The following is an 18,752-nucleotide window of genomic DNA, read 5'->3' on the forward strand; positions in this document are numbered from 1 at the left end:
AAATTTTGCAATGCAGCGCGACTGGCAGGAAAAAATCACAAAGCAACAATGAGTTATTGATTTATTTTTAAGTGCACAGTTATCATAAACAGATGATTGGCGGATTTTTCAACCGAAACGGCCGGACGCAAGGGTGGGCGGCGTTGCGCTTCGTGAGTCCCTCGGGCCTGCAACTGGTGCAGGTGACCCGTCCCGCCGGCGGTCATCGGCCGGTCGTCTTTGGCTGTGACGGTTTTCCGCTGGATGGGAATGGGGCCTCCCTGGAACGGGTGTGCAAAGAAGCCCAGCTTCGTCGCTGGACCTGCACCCTGTTGCTGGAGCCGGGCGAGTATCAGATGCTCCTGGTGGAGGCGCCTAACGTGCCCGCGGAAGAACTGGGGGCCGCTATCCGCTGGCGGATCAAGGATCTCCTCGACTATCCGGTCGAGGAGGCCACGGTGGAGGTGCTGGAGATCCCCGCCCGGAGCGCCTCCGGCCGGGGCAAGGCGGTGTACGCGGTCGCCGCCCGCACCCCACGGCTCAAGGAGCGGTTGCTGCGGCTCAAGGCAGCGAAGGTGCCCCTCCGGGTGATCGACATTCCCGAGATGGCCCAGCGCAACCTGGCAACCCTCCATGAGCCCGCGGGCGCCGTCGCCCTTCTCGCCTTCGACGGCAGCGGCGGGCTCTTCACCGTCAGCCAGGGCGGCGACCTTTACCTCGCGCGGCGCATCGAGGTGACCCTGGGGGAACTCCAGGATGCGGACGAGGCACGCGCCCGGCAGCATCGGGAGCGGGTCGCCCTGGAGCTGCAGCGTTCCCTGGATCACGTGGACCGCCAGCTTCCTTTCATTGCCCTGGACAAGCTCTTGCTCGGCCCCCTGCCCGCCCCCGTGGGCTTGCGGGAATTCCTGGCGGAGAGCCTGGGCATTCCGGTGACGACCCTGGACCTGGCGCAGCTCATGGACTTCTCCGCGGTCCCCGAGCTGGCCGATCCTACCGAGCAGTGCGCCCATTTCCACGTCCTGGGCGCGGCCCTGCGGGATGAGGTGGGACACGCATGAAGCAGATCAACCTGCTCAAGCCCGAGCTCCTTGCGCCCCGGCGCAAGCCCTTCTCCGCGGCTTTCATGCTGCGGGCGCTGGGGCTCCTGCTGCTCGCGGGCACCGCCCTGTACGGCTACCTGCGAATGGAGCAGGCGCGGCTCGCTCAGGCTGCCGACCGGGCCGAGCAGGCCCTTGCCGCCGAGCGCGGCCGGCTGCAGCAGCTCTCCGAGCGCTCGGCGCCGGGGGGGACGAGCAAGCTGCTGGAAGAAGAGCTGAAGGCGGCGGAAGCTCGGCTCAGGCAGTACCAGGCACTCGAGCAGACCCTGGAGGGCCGGGACCTGGGCGACGCCGAGGGCTATTCCGAATACATGCGGGCCCTTGCGCGCCAGGCGATCGACGGGCTCTGGCTCACCGGATTCGTCGTTTCCGGGGCAGGCACGGAGCTGGTGATCCGCGGGCATGTGCTGGAGCCCAAGCTTCTGCCTCTGTACCTGGAGCGGCTCAACGCCGAGCCGGCCATGCGCGGGCGGAGCTTCGAAGCGCTTGAGATTCAGGCGCCCAAGTCCGAGGCGGCCGGCAGCACGGCAGGACATGACGCCACGGTCCGGTTCCTCGCCTTCGAGCTGAGCTCGAAGGCGCCGATTAAGGAGGTAGGGCGATGAGGACTCGATGGCAAGCCTTAGCGGCGCGCATCGACGCTTTGCCCCAGCGGGAACGCCTGTACGTGCTGGTCGCCCTGCTCGGGGCGATGGTATTCCTCTTTTACCTGGTCTTGCTGGAGCCGGTCATGGCGCAAAACCGCCAGCTTGCCCAGCGCCTTCAGTCCCACACCCGGGAGATTGAGGATATCCAGCGGAAGATCGAGGTCCTCGCCCGAGGGGAAGCGGCCGACCCAGATCGTTCGAACCGGCAGCGGCTAATTGCCCTGAAGCGAGAGCTTGAGGCCCTCGAGGCCTCCCTGCAGAACCGGCAATCCCACCTGGTGCCCGCCGAGCGTATCGCCCGGCTGCTGCGGGAAGTGCTGGAGAGAAATCGGGGCTTGCAGCTCGTTTCTTTGACGACCTTGCCTCCAGTCGACCTCGCCGATCCCAATCCGGCCCAGGGGACAGCGGAAAACCCGCTGCGCCTCCAGGCCCAGGGCGGCGAAGGTCCCCAGCGGCTGTACCGGCACGGGGTGGAGATCTCGGTGCGGGGCAGCTACTCGGACCTGCTGCGCTACGTGACCGAACTGGAGCGGCTGCCGTGGCGCATGTATTGGGGGCGTCTGCAGCTTGCGGTGGATAAGTACCCGGTGAGCACCCTGACCCTCACGGTGTACACCTTGAGCATGGAGCGGACATGGTTGGTGATCTGAGCCCAGGGATGATGCGCCTTCTGCGCGCCGGCGCCTTTCTCCTGGCGGCGGGCCCGGCCCTCCAGCTCTGCGCCCAGGAGCTTCCCGATCCCACCCGCCCGCCGGCGGCGCTTGCGGCGGGGGAGGCGGGGAACGCCCGCGCCCCGGAGGCGCCGGTGCTCCAGTCGGTGCTGGTTTCCCCCGGGCGCCGGGCGGCCCTCATCAGCGGAACCTGGGTATCCTTGGGCGGCCGCTACCGGGACGCCCGGGTCGTGGCCATCGACGAGGCCGCGGTGACCCTGCAGAGCCCGGAGGGAAGGCGCGAGTTGCGGCTTTTCCCGGAAGTGGAAAAGCGATTTGCGGAGAAGGGGGGAGGCGCCCCCGACGTCAGTTGGTCGGTCAGAAGCCGGCCGAGGGGGAAAATCGGGGGAGAGAAACGATGAGAGCGCTGGCAGCCACGCTCGCCGCGGCGGCGCTGCTGCTGGGAGGGTGCTCTACCACGCCGCCCAAGCACGGCACCACCTATGACGTCATGCTGGAGGAGCTGAAGCGGGCCGCCGGGGAGCGGCCCAAGCCCGCTACGCCGGAGGCGGTGGAGCGGGCCCTGCTGCCCTCCCTCACCATCGAAGTGCCGAAGGCGATTCCGGCCCCGGAGGAACCGCGCTTCGACCTGGCGGTGACCAACGCGCCGGCGGCCCAGGTGTTCATGGCCATCGTTTCGGGCACCCGCTACAACATGCTCGTTCACCCCGAGGTCAAGGGAACCCTGACGGTGAACCTGCGCGACGTCACGGTGCGGGAGGCTCTGGACGCGATCCGGGACCTTTACGGTTACGAGTACACCCTGGAGGGCAACCGCATCGTGATCCACCCGCTCACAGTGCGAACTAAGGTGTTTCGCGTGGGCTACCTCACCGGGGTGCGGCGGGGCGCCTCGGAGACCACCGTCAGCTCCAGCGCGATCCAGGGTGTTGCCCCCGGGCCGTTGTTCACGCCCCAGTCCACGGCGGTAACTCTGCCCGGGCTGGCCGCCCCGGCGATCAAGAGCAGCGAAGTCACCACCCGATCCGAGTCCGATTTCTGGAAAGAGCTGACCGCGGCCCTCAACGCCATCGTGGGTAGCGGCGAGGGGCGCAGCGTGGTGGTGAGCCCCCAGTCGGGGGTGGTGGTGGTGCGCGCCATGCCGGAGGAGCTCAAGAACGTGGAGGTGTTCCTCAAGGCGTCCCGGCTCAACGTGGAGCGCCAGGTGGTGCTGGAGGCGAAGATCCTGGAGGTGGAACTCAACGACGGCTATGAAGCCGGCATCAACTGGGCGGCGTTCCGGGCCAACGACGGCCGACTCTCCGCGGGCCAACTCGCCCCGGGAACCCTCCTGCGCCCGAACGGAAGCCTCAACACGGGCGCCACCTTCAGCACCGACCCGGCGACGGGGGTCACCACGATCCAGAATCCCGCCGTGAGCGCCCTCCCCGGGGTGGATCTCGTCCGTCCGGGGACGGCGGGCGGCCTCTTCAGCCTGGCGTTCCAGACCGGCAGCTTCGCCGCCCTGCTGTCCTTCCTGGAAACCCAGGGCAACGTCCACGTGCTCTCCAGCCCCCGCATCGCCACCCTGAACAACCAGAAGGCGGTGCTCAAGGTGGGTCAGGACGAGCTTTTCGTCACTAACGTGAGCTCCACCACCACCACCGGCACGGCCACCACCACCACGCCCACCGTGACCCTGCAGTCGTTCTTCTCGGGTATCGCCCTGGACGTTACACCCCAAATCGACGAGCGCAACATGATCACCCTGCACATCCATCCTTCCGTGAGCGACGTGCAGCAGATCGAGCGGCAAATCGATCTGTCGGGCACCCTGGGTACCATCCGCATCCCCGTGCCCCGCAGCCAGATCCGGGAGACCGACAGCATCGTTCGGGTGGAGGACGGGCAGATCGTGGCCATCGGCGGCCTCATGGCCCAGACCCAGACCGAGGAACGCTCCGGGGTGCCGGGCCTGTCCGACATCCCGTTCCTGGGCGCCGCCTTCCGCCAGACCCAGCAGCGTTCCACCAAGCGGGAGCTGGTGATCCTGCTCAAGCCCACCATCATCAAGAGCGACCAGGAATGGGTCGGCGAGCTGGGGGAGAGCCGGGCGCGGCTGGAGAAGCTGGACCGGGGCTTCTCCTGGGGCGGGAAGTCCGAGGTGTTCGGGACCAAGGGGGAAGGGGGGCCTGCGCCCTGGGAGTCCTCCGCCCGGCAGCCGCAGCCCAGGTGACATGTACGAGGCCCACTTCGGGTTGCGGGAGCTGCCCTTCGGGCTGACGCCGGACACCAGCTTCTTCTTCGCTTGCTCCACCTACCAGGAAGCGCTCAACACCCTGCTGGTGGCGGCCGGCACCGGGGAGGGCTTCATCAAGATCACGGGCGAAGTGGGCACGGGCAAGACCCTGCTCGCCCGCAAGTTCCTCGCTTCCCTGGGGCGCCAATTCGTCACCGCCTACATCCCCAATCCCCACCTCGATTCCCAGGCCCTGTTGCAGACCCTGGCGGAAGATTTCCAGGTCCAGATCCCGGGCGAGGGGGATTGCACTCGCTTGATCCGGGCCCTGACCCACGCGCTGCTCGACTACGCCAGGGCGGGGAAGCGGGTACTGGTATGCCTGGACGAGGCCCAGGCGATGCCCTTGAAGACTCTGGAGACGCTGCGCCTGCTCACCAACCTGGAGACCGAGAAGCGCAAGCTGGTCCAGGTGGTACTGTTCGGCCAGCCCGAGCTGGACGAAAACCTGCAGGACCGCTCGGTGCGGCAGTTGCGCCAGCGGATCACGTTCCAGTACCGGCTCAAGGGCTTGAGCCCCGAAGAGACCCGCCGCTACCTGAATCACCGGCTGCAGGTGGCGGGCTATCAGGGCGGAGAGGTCTTCACTGCCCCCGCCGTGGGGCTGCTGCACGCCTTCTCCGGCGGTGTGCCCCGACTCCTCAACATCCTGGCCCACAAGTCCATGATGGTGGCCTACGGGAAGGGGCGCCGCGCCGTCGCGGCGGGTGCCGTGGTTCGTGCCGCCCTGGATACCCCGGCGGCGGCCCGGGGCTTCGCGCGCCGCGCCTGGCCCGTGGCCACGGGGGCGTTGCTTTCCCTCGGCGGGCTCACCTGGATGTGGCTGGCATGAGCCTCATCAACCAGATGCTGGCGGACCTGGAGCGCCGGTCTGGGGAAGCCCGGCCAGCGGCCTTCGAGCCGGAGATCCGCGCCGTGCCCCCCCGCCCGCGGCGTCCCTGGCTAGGGGTCGGAGTGTTGCTGGCGGCGGGGGCGATCGGGGGGGTCGCCATGACGCTGTATTGGACCCGGCCGGCGCCGGGACCGGCGGAAGGGGGCGCGGCCCGGCCTTCCCAGGCGAGCATGGCGGCCGTCCAGGTCATAGGAGCGCCGGAGCCGTCTTCGGAACCGGCATCCGCCGCCCCTTCCTCGGAGGCCGAGGCTTCCGGGGAAGGGGCCCAGGAGGCGAGGCTTCAGGCCGCCGGGAGGCCGGCCGACGATTCGGGCCCGCCCGAGCAGGCGGCAAGCCCCACGCCCGCCCCACAAGCGAGAGAAGGGGCTCGTCCGGGAACGAAGCCATCGGGGGCCGCTTCCCCCCCGGCAGCCTCCCGGGAAGGTGCCCAGCCGCCCCGATCCTTACCGCTGCCCGCGGCGGCTCTCCCGACGGGCGAAGACGCGGCCCCTGGGGGCGGATCCAGCCCGCCGGCGCCCGCGTCCGAAAAGACCGGCGGCGAGCCCACGCCCCAGGCCCCCCCTTCGATCGACAAGAAGATCCGGCCCCCCACGCCCGAGGAACAGGCGGAAAACGAGTTCCGCCGCGGGCTCGCCGCGTTGCAGCGGCATCGGGATGGGGAGGCGATGGACGCCTTCAGGTCCGCCCTGGAGCGCAATCCCCGCCACGAGACGGCCCGCCAGAGTCTGGTGGCGCTGCTGCTGGCGGGCAACCGGCTGGCCGAGGCGGAAAGCGCCCTCGCGGAGGGGCTGGCCCTCAATCCGCGCCAGATCGGCTTCGCCACCGCGCTTGCCCGGATCCAGGTGGAGCGGGGCGCCACCGCCGCCGCCTTGGACACCCTGGCGGCGGCGGCCCCTTATGGGGGAGCTTCGGCGGAGTTCGAAGCCTTCTTCGCGGCGCTCTTGCACCGGGCGGGGAGGCACCGGGAAGCCGCGGAGCGCTACGCCCGCGCCTTGCAGATTGCCCCTGGCACCGGCGTGTGGCTGCTGGGCATGGGCCTCGCCCTTCAGGCGGACGGCCGCCACGCGGAGGCCCGTGCCGCCTTCGAGCAGGCCCGGGCGAGCCGCCAGTTGAGCGCCGAACTGGCCACCTTCGTCGAGCAGCGGCTGGGGCAGTTACCCTCGAATTAGGCCTCTCCGGCCCAATTGGGCACCGCCCGCGCCACCACCCAGGCCCGCACCCGGGCGGCGCCTCGGCGCTTGAGCAGCCGGGCCAGCTCATTGAGCGTGGCGCCGGTGGTGAGCACGTCGTCCACCACCGCCACGTCCGCCCCGTCCAGGTCCCGGGCGCAGGAGAACGCCCCCCGCACGTTCCTGCGCCGCTCCCCCATGGAAAGCCGCGCCTGCTCGGCCGTGTCCCGGTGGCGGGCGCACAGGTCCATGGCCACCGGGACCCTGGTGCCGCGGGCGATTTCCCGGGCCAGCTCCGCCGCCTGGTTGAATCCCCGGACTTTGAGCCGAGCCGGGTGCAGGGGCATGGGGATCAGGAGGTCGGGGGAGGGCAGGGGAGCCACGTGCTCGGCCAGCAGCCTCCCCAGCGCCCGGCCCGCGGCCAAGTCTCCCTGGTACTTGAAGCGGCGGATCATGGCGTCCACCGGGAACCGGTATTCCAGGAGGGCCGCTGCGGCGTCGAAAGCCGGCGGGCGCCGCAGGCAGTCGCCGCAGGCGGCAGCCTGGGGCGCCGGGACGGCGCAGACCGGGCAGCGGGGGGAGGGGAGCAGGGGCAGGGTCCGCCGGCAGGCCGGACAGGGGTTTCCCTCCCGGGTCGCGCCGCCGCAGAGGAGGCAGGCCTCGGCTGCGGCGCGGCGCAAAGCCTGCGCCAGGCTGTTCAAAAATCTGGGAAGAAAAATTGACAGCCTCCCGTCCCGGAACCGATACTGCGGGAAATTTAAAAGCTTCTTCTTTCCCGCCACAACGGTAGCCATGTCCCAGCCCATGACGGTTTCCTCCACCGCGGCGCAGCAGCGCCCCGCCTGGTCGGTGGAAGCGGTGCTCGCCCTGTTCGAGCGGCCCTTCAATGACCTGCTGTTCGAAGCCCAGCGGGTCCACCGGCGGCATTTCGATCCGAACCAGGTGCAGCTCTCTACGCTCCTTTCCATCAAGACCGGCGCCTGTCCCGAGGACTGCGCCTATTGCCCTCAGTCGGTGCGCTACGCGACCGGCCTCGCGGCACAGGAGCTTCTCTCCCTGCCCGACGTGGTGGCCGCGGCCCGCGCCGCGAAAGCCAAGGGTGCGACCCGCTTTTGCATGGGGGCCGCCTGGCGCGGCCCGAAAGACCGGGACCTGGAACGGGTCGCCGAGATGGTGAGCGCGGTGAAGGCCCTGGGCCTGGAAACCTGCGTCACCCTGGGGATGCTGAAGGAGGGACAGGCGGAGCGGCTGCGGGCGGCGGGGCTCGATTATTACAACCACAACCTGGACACGGACCCGGAGTTCTACGGGCGCATCATCACCACCCGCACCCAGGCCGAGCGGCTGGAAACCCTGGCCCGGGTGCGCTCCGCCGGCATCCGGGTTTGTTGCGGCGGCATCGTGGGCATGGGGGAGAGCCGGCAGCATCGGGCGGGCATGATCGCCCAGCTCGCCAGCCTGGACCCCTATCCCGAGAGCGTGCCCATCAACGCCCTGGTGCAGGTGGAGGGCACGCCCCTGTACGGCACCGAGGCGCTAGATCCCCTCGAGTTCGTGCGTACCGTCGCCTGCGCTCGCATCACCATGCCCAAGGCGTGGGTGCGCCTGTCCGCCGGGCGCGAAACCATGCCCGAGCCGGTGCAGGCCCTGTGCTTTTTCGCGGGCGCGAATTCCGTCTTCTACGGCGAAAGGCTGCTCACCACCGGCAACCCCCAGGTGGAGCGGGACCAGGCCTTGTTCGCCAAGCTGGGGCTTAAGGCCCTCTCCTGACGGGCGCTGGAAGGCGCCCACCGGATGGCTCGTTGCATGGATCCGACCGTCGCTCCTTTCCCCGGGCTTGCGGAGCTGGGGCGAGAACTGGCGGAGCTGGAGGCCCTGCAGCTCAAGCGCCGGCGGCTTCGGGTGGAGGCGGCCCAGGGTCCCCGGCTCGTCATCGACGGGGTCGAGTACCTGGCATTCTGCAGCAACGACTACCTGGGGCTCGCCCACCATCCGGGCGTCGCCCGCGCCGCCCGGGAGGGGATCGAACGCTACGGAGTGGGGGCGGGCGCCTCCCATCTAGTGAGCGGTCACAGCGCCGCCCATCATCGCCTCGAAGAGGCCCTGGCCGAGTTCGTCGAGCTGCCCGCGGCGCTCCTCTTCTCCACGGGCTACATGGCCAATCTGGCGGTGGTGGCGACCCTCGCCGGCCGGGGGGGCACCGTGTTCGCCGACCGGCTCAACCATGCCTCCTTGAACGACGCGGCACTCCTTTCCCGGGCCCGGTTCAAGCGCTACCCCCATGGGGACGCGGAAGCCCTCCGGCGGCTGCTCGCCGGCGCCCACCGCGGGCCCCGGGTGGTGTTGACGGACGCCGTGTTCAGCATGGACGGGGACCTGGCGCCGCTGCCGCAGCTCCTCGCCTTGTGCGAAGAATTCGACGCCTGGCTGGTGGTGGACGACGCCCACGGTTTCGGTGTGCTGGGCGAAAGAGGCCGGGGGACGCTCTCCCATTTCGGCCTGCGTTCCCCCCGCATCGTCTACATGGGTACCCTGGGCAAGGCCGCTGGGGTGTTCGGCGCCTTCGTCGCGGGCGATGCCGCGGTGGTGGAGACCCTAATCCAGCGGGCCCGTCCCTACATCTACACCACGGCTTTGCCGCCGCTCCTCGCCTGCGCCCTCCTCGAGAGCCTGCGCTTGATCGAGGGCGGCGACGAGCGCCGGGCCCGGCTCCGAGAGCATGTCGCCCGGCTGCGCCGCCGCCTGCCTACCGGGCCCTGGCGGTTTATGGCCTCCCAAACGCCGATCCAGCCCCTGGTCCTGGGGGACAACGCCCTCGCCCTGGCGGCGAGCCGGATCCTTGCTCGCCTGGGAATCCTGGTTCCGGCGATTCGTCCCCCCACCGTGCCCCCGGGTACCGCCCGGCTGCGCATCTCCCTGTCTGCCGCCCATGGAGAGGCGGACGTGGATCGGCTGGCGGAGGCCCTGGTCCAGGCGGGGCGGGAGCTGGCTGTACCTGCGTCCGGGGAGCTTGCCCAATGAAGGATCGGCTGCATGTGACGTGCTGTGGCCGGGGGCCGGACCTGGTGTTACTCCACGGCTGGGGGCTGCACGAGGGCGTCTGGGAAACGCTGGCCGCCGCCCTGGCACGGCAGGCCCGGGTGCACCGGGTGGACCTGCCGGGCCACGGGAAGAGTGACCCCTTGCCCGGCGAATGGCCGGAGTGGGTGGAGGCGCTGGGGGAGGTGGTTCCCCCGGGCGCCGTCGTGGGCGGTTGGTCCCTGGGCGCCCAGCTCGCCCTGGCCCTGGCCGTGGCTCGCCCCGGGCGGGTGTCCGGGCTGGTGCTGGTGAGCGCCACCCCCCGCTTCGTGGCGGGCCATGACTGGTCCCAGGGGGTCGCGGGAGCGGTGCTGGACCGATTCGAGGCGGGGCTCGCCCGCGATCCCGACGCCACCCTGGAGCGGTTCCTGGTGCTCATGGCCCGCGGGGCGGCCCGCCCCCGCGCCCTGGTGGAGAAGCTTCGCGCCGTCCAGGGAGCGGGTCCCCGGCCGGCGGCCGAGGCCCTGGCGGCGGGACTTAAGTTTCTCCGGGACAACGACCTGCGCCCCCTCGTCGCCCGGGTGGGCTGTCCGGTCCAGGTGATCCATGGGGAGCCGGACGAAATCGTTCCCGCGGCAGCGGGGGCGTGGCTCGCTTCCCGGCTCCCCCGGGCCCGGCTCGCCCGGGTGCCCGGCGGCGGGCACGCCCCATTCCTTGTCGAACCGGAGACGTGCACCGCCCTCTTCGAGCGTTTCATCGAGCAGGTTTATGGCGAGTCCCACCGATTTCCTCTACCGCATCGATAAGCGCGCGGTGCGCCGCGCCTTCGAGCGGGCGGCCGACGGCTACGAGGCCGCAGCGCTGCTGCAGCGGGAAGTGGCCGGACGCCTGCTGGCGCGCCTGGACTACATCAAGCTGGAGGCGCGCACGGTGCTGGACGCAGGCACCGGCACGGGCTACGCGCTCCCGGGCCTCAAGCGCCGCTATCCCCAGGCGCGCCTGGTAGCCCTGGACCTGGCGCTCAACATGCTCAGGAAGATCGAGACCCGCCGGGGCGGCTGGCGGCGGTTTCTTCCCGGGCGGGATCCGCTGCCGGAGCGGGTGTGCGGCGACCTGGAACGCCTGCCCTTGGCGGGGGCCAGCCTGGACCTGGTCTGGTCCAACCTGACCCTGCAGTGGTGCAACGACCCAGCGCGGGTGTTCGCCGAGGTGCGGCGGGTGTTGCGGCCGGGGGGGCTTTTCCTGTTCACCACCTTCGGCCCCGACACGCTCAAGGAGCTGCGGCAGGCCTTCGCCGGCGTGGACGGCTACGTCCACGTGAGCCGCTTCATCGACATGCACGACCTGGGCGACGCCCTGGTGCGCGCCGGCTTCGCCGACCCGGTGATGGACATGGAGTTCATCACCGTCGCCTACGCCGAGTTCGGGCAGATCCTGCGCGACCTCAAGGCGATCGGTGCCCACAATGCCACGGAGGGCCGCCGCCGCGGGCTCATGGGCAAGAACCAATGGCGCCAGGCCCAGGCGCGCTACGAAGCCCTGCGGCGGGACGGCCGGCTGCCGGCCACCTTCGAGGTGGTGTACGGCCATGCCTGGCAGCGGGCGCCGCGGCTTTCCGCGGGCGGGCGGGCGGTGATCGAGATCAGACCCCGAAGGCCGACATGAGCGCCGGCGCTTCCGCGGTCATGGGACGCGGTCTCTTCGTCACCGGCACCGACACCGGAGTCGGCAAGACCCTGGTGGCCTGTGCCCTGGTGCACCGGCTGCGGGAGAAGGGATGGTCGGTGGCGGGGATGAAGCCTGTGGCCGCCGGCTGCGAAGACGGCCGCTCCCCCGACGTGGAAGCCCTGGCGGACGCTTCCGGCCGCCCCTTCCCCCGGGCGCTGATCAACCCGTATCCCCTGGCCTTGCCCATCGCGCCCCATCTCGCCGCTCGATCGGAGGGCGTGGAGATTCGGCCGCAGCCGATTCTAGAAGCCTTCCGCCACCTGGCGCGGGAGGCGGAGGGGGTGATCGTGGAAGGGGTGGGCGGCTTCCGGGTTCCCCTGGCCTCGGACTGGGATACCGCCGACTTAGCGGTCCGGCTGGCGCTCCCCATGATCCTGGTGGTGGGCATGCGGCTGGGCTGCCTCAACCACGCCCTGCTCACCGGGGAGGCGATCCGGGCCCGGGGTTTGCGTCTAGCGGGCTGGGTGGCCAACACCCTCGATCCCGCCATGGCCGCCTTCCACGACAACGTGGCTGCTCTGGAAGAACGCCTGGGGGCGCCGTGCCTCGGCGTGGTCCCGGCGCTCCCGCAGCCGGATCCCCAGGCGGCGGCGCGCTTCTTGAGGTTGCCGCCGCCCTGGGAATAGCCGTTTTGGCAGGAAAATCAAGCATTGGAGCCCATGCAGAGCCCATGCGTTTCCTTGCCACGGCGGGTGCAGCCATGCTACTTTTGGATAACGTCCAAAACGAGAATTTGCCCGCAGGCTCGACCGGTTCCGGCCCGGGCCCGCGGCTGCGATCCGAGCAAATGGCTTTCGCCCTCTCCAACGAAGCGGAGTTTTCCGTCGTCTGTAAGCGGAACGCCTCCCTCCCGCCCGTCGCGCGGCGCTGGGCGCTCTGCTCGATCGCCGCCCTTACCTTGGGCATCGCCGGCGGACTCGCCGCGGCGGGGGCGTGGCCGATCGTGCCTTTCGCCGGGATGGAGCTGGCGATTCTGTTCCTCGCTTTCCGCGAGATCGCCCGCCACGAGGGGGACTGCGAAACCATCGTGATCGCCGGCGACACGGTGAGGGTGGAGACCGTGCGCGCCGGCAGCCGCCACTCGGTGCAGTTCAACCGCCACTGGGTCCAGGTGGTGGTGGTGGAACCGGAATCGGTCCTGGCGGTACCCCGGGTGTGGCTCCGTTCCCACGGGCGGCTGGTGGAGGTAGGACGCCATCTGCCGCAAGAGCGGCGGCGCGAGCTCGCGCGAGAATTGAAATTGCGTCTCGCGAAACGGTAATATTCAAATTTTTCGGTACATGGGCAAAACAATGAAGAGAAAACTATTCGGGGGCGGCTTCTTCGCATTCGCCCCATCGGCTGCGCTCGCCGCCACCCTCGGGCCGTCCAAGTACAACCTGCAGCCGCCCCAAAGCCCCATCGCGGCCCAGATCTACGATTTGCATACCATCATTCTCGCCATCTGCGTGGTGATCTTCGTGGTGGTGTTCGGCTTCATGTTCTACGCGGTGTTCAAGCACCGCAAGGCGGCGGGCCACCAGGCGGCCCACTTCCACGAAAACACCACCGTCGAGATCATCTGGACCGTCATCCCCTTCTTCATCCTGGTGGGTATGGCTTACCCGGCTACCAAGACCGTGATCGAGATGAAGGACACCTCCGCGCCCGACATGACGGTCAAGGTGACCGGCTACCAGTGGAAGTGGCACTACGACTACCTGAACGAGGGCATCGGCTTCTACAGCAACCTGGCCACGCCCAAGGAGCAGATCGAAGGGCGGGCGCCCAAGAGCGAGACTTATCTCCTGGAGGTGGACAACCCCATGGTGGTGCCCGTGGGCAAGAAGGTGCGCCTGCTGATCACCGCCGGGGACGTGCTCCACGCCTGGTTCGTGCCCGCCTTCGGTGTCAAGCAGGACGCCATCCCCGGGTTCATCCGGGACTCCTGGTTCAGGGCGGAGAAGACCGGCATCTACCGGGGCCAGTGCGCCGAGCTGTGCGGCAAGGAGCACGGCTTCATGCCCATCGTGGTGAAGGTGGTGGAGCAGGCGGAATACGACCGGTGGGTGGCCGAGCATAAGCAGAAGAAGGCGGCCGGTCAGCCGGTCCAGGTGAGCGCGGCTGCCGCGAAGTAAGCCGGCCGGCGACGAATTCGGCAATCGGACGGGATCAAGGACAAGGAGATCGAGATGGCAGCAGTGCACGGACACGCTGAGAGTCACGCCCATGGGCACGAGCACCATCCCAGCGGCCTCCTGCGCTGGGTGATGACTACCAACCACAAGGACATCGGCACGATGTACCTGTGGTTCAGCTTCATCATGTTCCTGGTGGGCGGCGTCATGGCCCTCACCATCCGCGCCGAGCTGTTCCAGCCAGGCTTGCAGGTGGTGAACCCCGACTTCTTCAACCAGATGACCACCCTGCACGGCCTGATCATGGTGTTCGGAGCCATCATGCCGGCCTTCGTGGGCTTCGCCAACTGGCAGATCCCCATGATGATCGGGGCGCCGGACATGGCCTTCCCCCGGCTCAACAACTGGTCGTTCTGGCTGCTGCCGCCGGCGGCGCTGCTGCTCATCATCTCCATGTTCGTGCCCGGGGGCGCGGCCGCGGCGGGCTGGACCCTGTATCCGCCCCTCACCGTCCAGTTCGGCATGGGCATGGATCTCACCATCTTCGCCATCCACATCCTGGGGATGTCCTCCATCCTGGGCTCGATCAACATCATCACCACCATCCTCAACCTGCGGGCGCCGGGGATGACCCTGATGAAGATGCCCCTGTTCGTGTGGACCTGGCTGATCACCGCGTACCTCCTGATCGCCGTGATGCCGGTGCTCGCCGGGGCGGTGACCATGCTGCTCACCGACCGCCATTTCGACACCCACTTCTTCAACCCGGCGGGCGGCGGCGACCCGGTGCTGTTCCAGCACATCTTCTGGTTCTTCGGCCACCCGGAGGTGTACATCATCGCCATTCCCGCCTTCGGCGTCATTTCCCAGGTGATCCCCGCCTTCTCCCGCAAGCCCCTGTTCGGCTACACCTCCATGGTGTACGCGACCGCCTCCATCGCGGTGCTCTCGTTCCTGGTGTGGGCGCACCATATGTTCACCGTGGGCATGCCGGTGGAAGCGCAGCTCTACTACATGTACGCCACCATGCTGATCGCCGTGCCCACCGGGGTCAAGGTATTCAACTGGATCGCCACCATGTGGCGCGGGTCGCTCACCTTCGAGACGCCCATGCTCTTCGCCTTGGGCTTCTTGTTCCTGTTCACCATCGGGGGGCTCACGGGGCTGATCCTCGCCATCACGCCGGTGGACATCCAGCTCCATGACACCTATTACGTGGTGGCCCACTTCCACTACGTGATGGTGGCAGGGGCTCTGTTCTCGGCCTTCGCCGGGGTGTATTTCTGGCTGCCCAAGTGGACCGGGCGCATGTACGACGAGCGGCTGGGCAAGTGGCACTTCTGGCTGTCCATCATTTTCTTCAACGTGGCCTTCTTCCCGCAGCACTTCCTGGGCCTCGCGGGCATGCCGCGGCGCATTCCCGACTACGCCCTGCAGTTCGCCGACTTCAACATGATGTCCTCCATCGGTGCCTTCGGCTTCGGCCTTTCCCAGGTGCTGTTCCTGTACATCGTGCTGAAGGCGATCCGAAGCGGTGAGAAGGCTCCTGAGAAGCCGTGGGAGGGGGCGGACAGCCTGGAGTGGACGGCGCTACCGACGCCCGCGCCTTACCACAGCTTCGAGACGCCGCCGGTGATCAAGTGACGGGAGAGGGCTCCGCTCGGGGCCAGAAGCCCATGAGGGACGACAAGGCGCAGGCGCTGAAGAACCTGAGGACGGGTCTCATCCTGGCGTCCATCGCGGCGGCCATCTTTCTCGGTTTCGTGCTGAAGCAATACCTGCTTTCCCGATGAGCACCGCGCAAGCCAACCGGGTCCTGGTGAGAAAGCTGGTGGTGATCGCCATCGCTATGTTCGGTTTCGGCTTCGCCCTGGTGCCCCTGTACGAAGTGTTCTGCGAGGTGACCGGGATCCGGGACGTCGGGCGGCCGGACCAGGTGGTGAACACTCAGGTGGACACCTCCCGCATAGTCACGGTGGAGCTGGACACCAACGTGCGCGGCGACGTGCCGTGGCGCTTCGCCTCGCTGGAGCGGCGGGTGCGGGTCCACCCCGGCGAGCTGGTGCAGGTGACCTTCGAGCTTTCCAACCCCACGGACATGACCGTGGCGGCCCAGGCGATCCCGAGCTACGGCCCCCAGCTTGCAGTGCAGCACGTGAAGAAGCTGGAATGCTTCTGTTTTTCCCGGCAGCGGCTGCAGCCAGGGGAGACGCGCAAGCTTCCCACTGTCTTCGTGATCGATCCGGCGCTGCCGGCGGATGTCAACACGGTGACCCTGTCCTTCACCTTGTTCACCATCGAGGGTTCCACTGCTCAGGTGAGCGGCGCAACTCGGCAGGGACAGGGATGAGCTGTGCGGGACTCCAAGGAAGGAAAAGCGGGTCCGCTGGCCGCTCTCAAGGCGGTGTTCTGGGCCTTTTTCGGCATCCGCAAGCGCCAGGCCCATGAGGAGGTGAGCCATCTCAGGCCGGTCCACTTCGTCGTGGCCGGCCTGATCGGCGCGTCACTGTTCGTGCTGGCGCTGGTCGCGCTGGTGCGGCTGATCACTGGCAAGGGTTGAACAACACAACAGAGCTTTAAAGAAGGGAGAAACGGAACATGGCGACTCAGGCAGGCGGCTACTACCTCCCCGCCCCTTCGTATTGGCCAGTGCTGGGCTCGACCGGGCTGTTTTTCATGGCCATCGGCGCGGTGCTCCTTTTCAACGAGATGGCCGCGGCCGGGTGGGTGAGCCTCGCCGTCGGCGCCCTCATCCTGATCTACATGATGATCGGCTGGTTCGGCACCGTCATCCGGGAAAACGAGCGCGGCCTGTACAACAAGCAGGTGGACATTTCCTTTCGCTGGGCGATGAGCTGGTTCATCTTCTCGGAGGTCATGTTCTTCGCCGCGTTTTTCGGCGCCCTGTTCTACATGCGGGTTCTGTCCGTGCCCTGGCTGGGCGAGATGGACCAGAAGCTCCTCTGGCCCGACTTCACCCCCGGCTGGCCGGTGGCGGGCCCGGGCATCAGGGAGCAGTTCACTCCCATCGGCGCGTGGGGCATCCCGGCCATCAACACCCTGCTGCTCCTTTCTTCCGGAGTCACGGTGACCTGGGCCCATTGGGGTCTCAAGAAAAACAACCGCTCCCAGCTCATCTGGGGCCTGGTGTTCACCATCCTCCTGGGCGCCACCTTCTTGGGGTTCCAGGCCTACGAGTACGGCCACATGATCCGGGACCTGAACGTGACCCTGTCCATGGGCGCCTATGGGGCGACGTTCTTCATGCTGACCGGCTTCCACGGCTTCCACGTGACCATTGGCACCATCATGCTGATCGTCATCCTGGGACGGGCTCTGGCCGGGCACTTCACGCCGGACAACCACTTCGCCTTCGAGGGCGTGTCCTGGTACTGGCACTTCGTCGATGTGGTATGGTTGCTGCTGTTCGTGTTCGTGTACTGGCTGTGAGCCGCGGCTGAACAAGGAGGGGAGGAGGCTCCCCGCGACCGCGGGGAGAGCACCATTAAGCCGCACACTCGCTTGTGCGGCATTTTTTTGATGCAACGGGGAAAGGACGCCGCTCAGAGACCCTGTTGCGGGATGAGGCCGAAGTAGTAGCCCAGCATGAGGAGCAGAAAGAGGGTCACCGAAAGTCCCACCCGGACGGTGAGGGCCTTGACGGTGCGGTCGGACTGGCCTTTATCCTTGACCAGGTAATAGAGCGCCGAGCCGAGGCTGGAGACGATGAGGGCCACCAGCGCGATGACTAGAAGCTTCATGGATCTTTCTTGGCGGGCCGAGACTCCAGTTTAGGCCAAGGCCAGTGCCGGTGCCAACCCGGATATTTCACGAGGGACTCGGGAAGATGGCGCGGGACGGGGGGCTAGTCGTGCAATTCGTTCCTTTCAGCTTTCGTCCCCCAGGGTGGGCCACCCTGGCCGCGGCGGCGGGCGTCGCGCTCACGCTGGCGCTCGGAAACTGGCAGCTCGACCGGGCATCTCAGAAGGAGGCGCTGCAACTGCGGCTCGAGCGGTTGAGCCGCGAGCCGCCGGTGCGGTTGTCCGGCGCCCCGGCGCACCCGGAAGACCTGAAGCTGCGGCGGGTGGAGGTCCGCGGCGAGTTCGCCGCCCGGGAAACCTTTTACGTGGATAATCGGGTCTATCGGGGCCGAGCCGGCTACTACGTGGTGACCCCGCTGCGGATCGCGGGCAGCGACACCTACGTGCTGGTGAACCGGGGCTGGGTGGCGGGGACGGGGCGGAGGGAAACGCTGCCGGAAGTGAAGACCCCGGCGGGCACGGTCACGGTGACGGGGATCGCCATGCCGGGCCGGGAGCGGGTGATGGCCCTTTCGGACGACCCCGCGGAAGGGCGCGTATGGCAGCGCATCGATGTGGAACGCTTCCGGCAGCGCTTTCCCCATACCCTGCTGCCCATCGTGGTGCGGCAGGGGGGGGCCGCGGACGACGGCCTGGTGCGGGACTGGCCCCCCTTCGACCTGGGGATCGAGCGCCACAAAGCCTACGCCCTGCAGTGGTTCGCTTTCGCCGCCACCATCCTGGTGCTCTACATCGTGCTCAATGCGAAACGAAAGCCTTGAGTCCCGACCGCGACGCCTGACGACCCTGTGGCTGATCGCGGCCGTGTGCGCCTTTCCCTTCGTCGGCTCGTTCCTCGCCTATTACCTGTTTCCGCCCGGGGAGCGGGTCAACTACGGCGAGCTGCTGGCGGACCGGCGGCTGCCCGATTTCACCCTGCCTCGGCTGGGCGGCGGCACGGTGAGGCTGGCTGACTTGAAAGGGAAGTGGTGGCTGGTGCAGGTGGACTCGGGCCTCTGCCCGGAGCGTTGCCGCACCAAGCTGTACCAGCAGCGCCAGGTGCGGCTCGCCCAGGGCAAGAACATGGACCGGGTGGAGCGGCTGTGGCTGATCGACGACGGAATCGAGCCGGAGGAGAGGCTGCGCAGGGCCTACGACGGCACCTGGATGGCGGATGCCCGCGGCAGCCCGCTACTGGCCCAGCTCCCCGCCGAGGGCTCGGTGCGGGACCACGTCTACCTGGTGGATCCCCTGGGCAACGTGGTGTTGCGTTTCCCCGCGGACGCGGATCCCGCGCGCATGGTGAAGGACTTGAGCCGGCTGCTCAAGGCTTCCCGCATCGGTTGAAGACCG

Annotated in this window: 23 protein-coding genes; 21 read left to right on the forward strand and 2 right to left on the reverse strand. The window is 68.2% G+C overall.

The features are described from left to right. Positions 1–143: 143 nt before the first annotated feature. The 7 genes from ACTFO6_RS06035 to ACTFO6_RS06065 are packed head-to-tail and all read left to right on the forward strand — an operon-like array spanning position 144 to position 6,736. Positions 144–1,040, forward strand: coding sequence for an agglutinin biogenesis protein MshI (locus ACTFO6_RS06035; protein WP_439933550.1), 897 nt, complete (start codon positions 144–146; stop codon positions 1,038–1,040). Continuing rightward, entirely contained in the window at positions 1,037–1,684 is a 648-nt protein-coding gene (locus ACTFO6_RS06040) for a hypothetical protein (protein WP_439933551.1), read from the forward strand. Before ACTFO6_RS06035 ends, ACTFO6_RS06040 begins: the two co-directional genes overlap by 4 nt. After that, positions 1,681–2,376, forward strand: a complete 696-nt coding sequence (locus ACTFO6_RS06045; RefSeq protein WP_439933552.1) for a hypothetical protein — start codon at positions 1,681–1,683, stop codon at positions 2,374–2,376. Before ACTFO6_RS06040 ends, ACTFO6_RS06045 begins: the two co-directional genes overlap by 4 nt. Then, entirely contained in the window at positions 2,361–2,798 is a 438-nt protein-coding gene (locus ACTFO6_RS06050) for a hypothetical protein (protein ID WP_439933553.1), read from the forward strand. The genes ACTFO6_RS06045 and ACTFO6_RS06050 overlap by 16 nt, the downstream gene beginning before the upstream one ends. Then, positions 2,795–4,612 (forward strand): pilus (MSHA type) biogenesis protein MshL, encoded by a 1,818-nt coding sequence (mshL, locus tag ACTFO6_RS06055; protein WP_439933554.1) that lies wholly within the window; start codon positions 2,795–2,797, stop codon positions 4,610–4,612. Before ACTFO6_RS06050 ends, mshL begins: the two co-directional genes overlap by 4 nt. Before the next feature lies 1 nt (position 4,613). Then, complete coding sequence (locus ACTFO6_RS06060; protein WP_439933555.1) at positions 4,614–5,507, forward strand: ExeA family protein; 894 nt, start codon at positions 4,614–4,616, stop codon at positions 5,505–5,507. Continuing rightward, positions 5,504–6,736, forward strand: a complete 1,233-nt coding sequence (locus ACTFO6_RS06065) for a tetratricopeptide repeat protein (RefSeq protein WP_439933556.1) — start codon at positions 5,504–5,506, stop codon at positions 6,734–6,736. The genes ACTFO6_RS06060 and ACTFO6_RS06065 overlap by 4 nt, the downstream gene beginning before the upstream one ends. Here the strand turns inward: ACTFO6_RS06065 and ACTFO6_RS06070 are convergent. Further along, positions 6,733–7,416, reverse strand: a complete 684-nt coding sequence (locus tag ACTFO6_RS06070) for a ComF family protein (protein ID WP_439933557.1) — start codon at positions 7,414–7,416, stop codon at positions 6,733–6,735. The two genes, ACTFO6_RS06065 and ACTFO6_RS06070, sit on opposite strands and share 4 nt — an antisense overlap. Before the next feature lie 112 nt (positions 7,417–7,528). On the opposite strand from ACTFO6_RS06070, the gene bioB reads away from it, so the two are divergent. From bioB to ACTFO6_RS06130, 12 genes are all read left to right on the forward strand, one after another. Then, entirely contained in the window at positions 7,529–8,506 is a 978-nt protein-coding gene (gene bioB / locus ACTFO6_RS06075) for a biotin synthase BioB (protein WP_439933558.1), read from the forward strand. A gap of 36 nt (positions 8,507–8,542) precedes the next feature. Then, a complete protein-coding gene (gene bioF / locus ACTFO6_RS06080) occupies positions 8,543–9,757 on the forward strand; it encodes an 8-amino-7-oxononanoate synthase (RefSeq protein ID WP_439933559.1) in 1,215 nt (404 codons plus the stop codon). Beyond that, positions 9,754–10,560 carry an alpha/beta fold hydrolase gene (locus ACTFO6_RS06085; RefSeq protein WP_439933560.1) on the forward strand — a complete coding sequence of 269 codons (807 nt, stop codon included), beginning with the start codon at positions 9,754–9,756 and terminating at the stop codon, positions 10,558–10,560. Before bioF ends, ACTFO6_RS06085 begins: the two co-directional genes overlap by 4 nt. Then, positions 10,523–11,419, forward strand: coding sequence for a malonyl-ACP O-methyltransferase BioC (bioC, locus tag ACTFO6_RS06090; RefSeq protein WP_439933561.1), 897 nt, complete (start codon positions 10,523–10,525; stop codon positions 11,417–11,419). Before ACTFO6_RS06085 ends, bioC begins: the two co-directional genes overlap by 38 nt. Further along, a complete protein-coding gene (bioD, locus tag ACTFO6_RS06095) occupies positions 11,416–12,108 on the forward strand; it encodes a dethiobiotin synthase (RefSeq protein WP_439933562.1) in 693 nt (230 codons plus the stop codon). Before bioC ends, bioD begins: the two co-directional genes overlap by 4 nt. A 161-nt stretch (positions 12,109–12,269) precedes the next feature. Then, the gene (locus tag ACTFO6_RS06100) at positions 12,270–12,743 is read left to right on the forward strand and encodes a DUF2244 domain-containing protein (protein ID WP_439933563.1); all 474 of its coding nucleotides are present in this window, start codon (positions 12,270–12,272) and stop codon (positions 12,741–12,743) included. A 31-nt stretch (positions 12,744–12,774) separates the two neighbouring features. Beyond that, positions 12,775–13,599 carry a cytochrome c oxidase subunit II gene (gene coxB, locus ACTFO6_RS06105; protein ID WP_439933564.1) on the forward strand — a complete coding sequence of 275 codons (825 nt, stop codon included), beginning with the start codon at positions 12,775–12,777 and terminating at the stop codon, positions 13,597–13,599. 54 nt (positions 13,600–13,653) lie between these two features. Then, positions 13,654–15,243: a cytochrome c oxidase subunit I gene (gene ctaD / locus ACTFO6_RS06110; RefSeq protein ID WP_439933565.1), complete on the forward strand. Its 1,590-nt coding sequence runs from the start codon at positions 13,654–13,656 to the stop codon at positions 15,241–15,243. Between the two features lie 32 nt (positions 15,244–15,275). Continuing rightward, positions 15,276–15,392 carry a cytochrome oxidase small assembly protein gene (locus ACTFO6_RS06115; RefSeq protein WP_333840721.1) on the forward strand — a complete coding sequence of 39 codons (117 nt, stop codon included), beginning with the start codon at positions 15,276–15,278 and terminating at the stop codon, positions 15,390–15,392. Continuing rightward, entirely contained in the window at positions 15,389–15,949 is a 561-nt protein-coding gene (locus ACTFO6_RS06120) for a cytochrome c oxidase assembly protein (RefSeq protein WP_439933566.1), read from the forward strand. The genes ACTFO6_RS06115 and ACTFO6_RS06120 overlap by 4 nt, the downstream gene beginning before the upstream one ends. 3 nt (positions 15,950–15,952) lie before the next feature. After that, positions 15,953–16,159, forward strand: coding sequence for a DUF2970 domain-containing protein (locus tag ACTFO6_RS06125; RefSeq protein ID WP_439933567.1), 207 nt, complete (start codon positions 15,953–15,955; stop codon positions 16,157–16,159). Between the two features lie 38 nt (positions 16,160–16,197). Beyond that, positions 16,198–17,049 (forward strand): cytochrome c oxidase subunit 3, encoded by an 852-nt coding sequence (locus ACTFO6_RS06130; protein WP_439933568.1) that lies wholly within the window; start codon positions 16,198–16,200, stop codon positions 17,047–17,049. Between the two features lie 113 nt (positions 17,050–17,162). Here ACTFO6_RS06130 and ACTFO6_RS06135 read toward each other — a convergent pair whose 3' ends face one another. Further along, positions 17,163–17,360 (reverse strand): twin transmembrane helix small protein, encoded by a 198-nt coding sequence (locus ACTFO6_RS06135; RefSeq protein WP_439933569.1) that lies wholly within the window; start codon positions 17,358–17,360, stop codon positions 17,163–17,165. Positions 17,361–17,470: 110 nt separating this feature from the next. Between ACTFO6_RS06135 and ACTFO6_RS06140 the strand changes: the two genes are divergently transcribed. Together ACTFO6_RS06140 and ACTFO6_RS06145 are read left to right on the forward strand one after the other, a co-directional pair. Further along, on the forward strand, positions 17,471–18,181 hold the full coding sequence (locus tag ACTFO6_RS06140) for an SURF1 family protein (protein WP_439933570.1): 711 nt from the start codon (positions 17,471–17,473) through the stop codon (positions 18,179–18,181). Between the two features lie 43 nt (positions 18,182–18,224). Then, on the forward strand, positions 18,225–18,746 hold the full coding sequence (locus ACTFO6_RS06145) for an SCO family protein (protein ID WP_439933571.1): 522 nt from the start codon (positions 18,225–18,227) through the stop codon (positions 18,744–18,746). Positions 18,747–18,752 lie beyond the last annotated feature (6 nt).

The organism is Pelomicrobium sp. G1, from assembly GCF_051905455.1.
Taxonomy (GTDB): Bacteria; Pseudomonadota; Gammaproteobacteria; order Burkholderiales; family UBA6910; genus Pelomicrobium.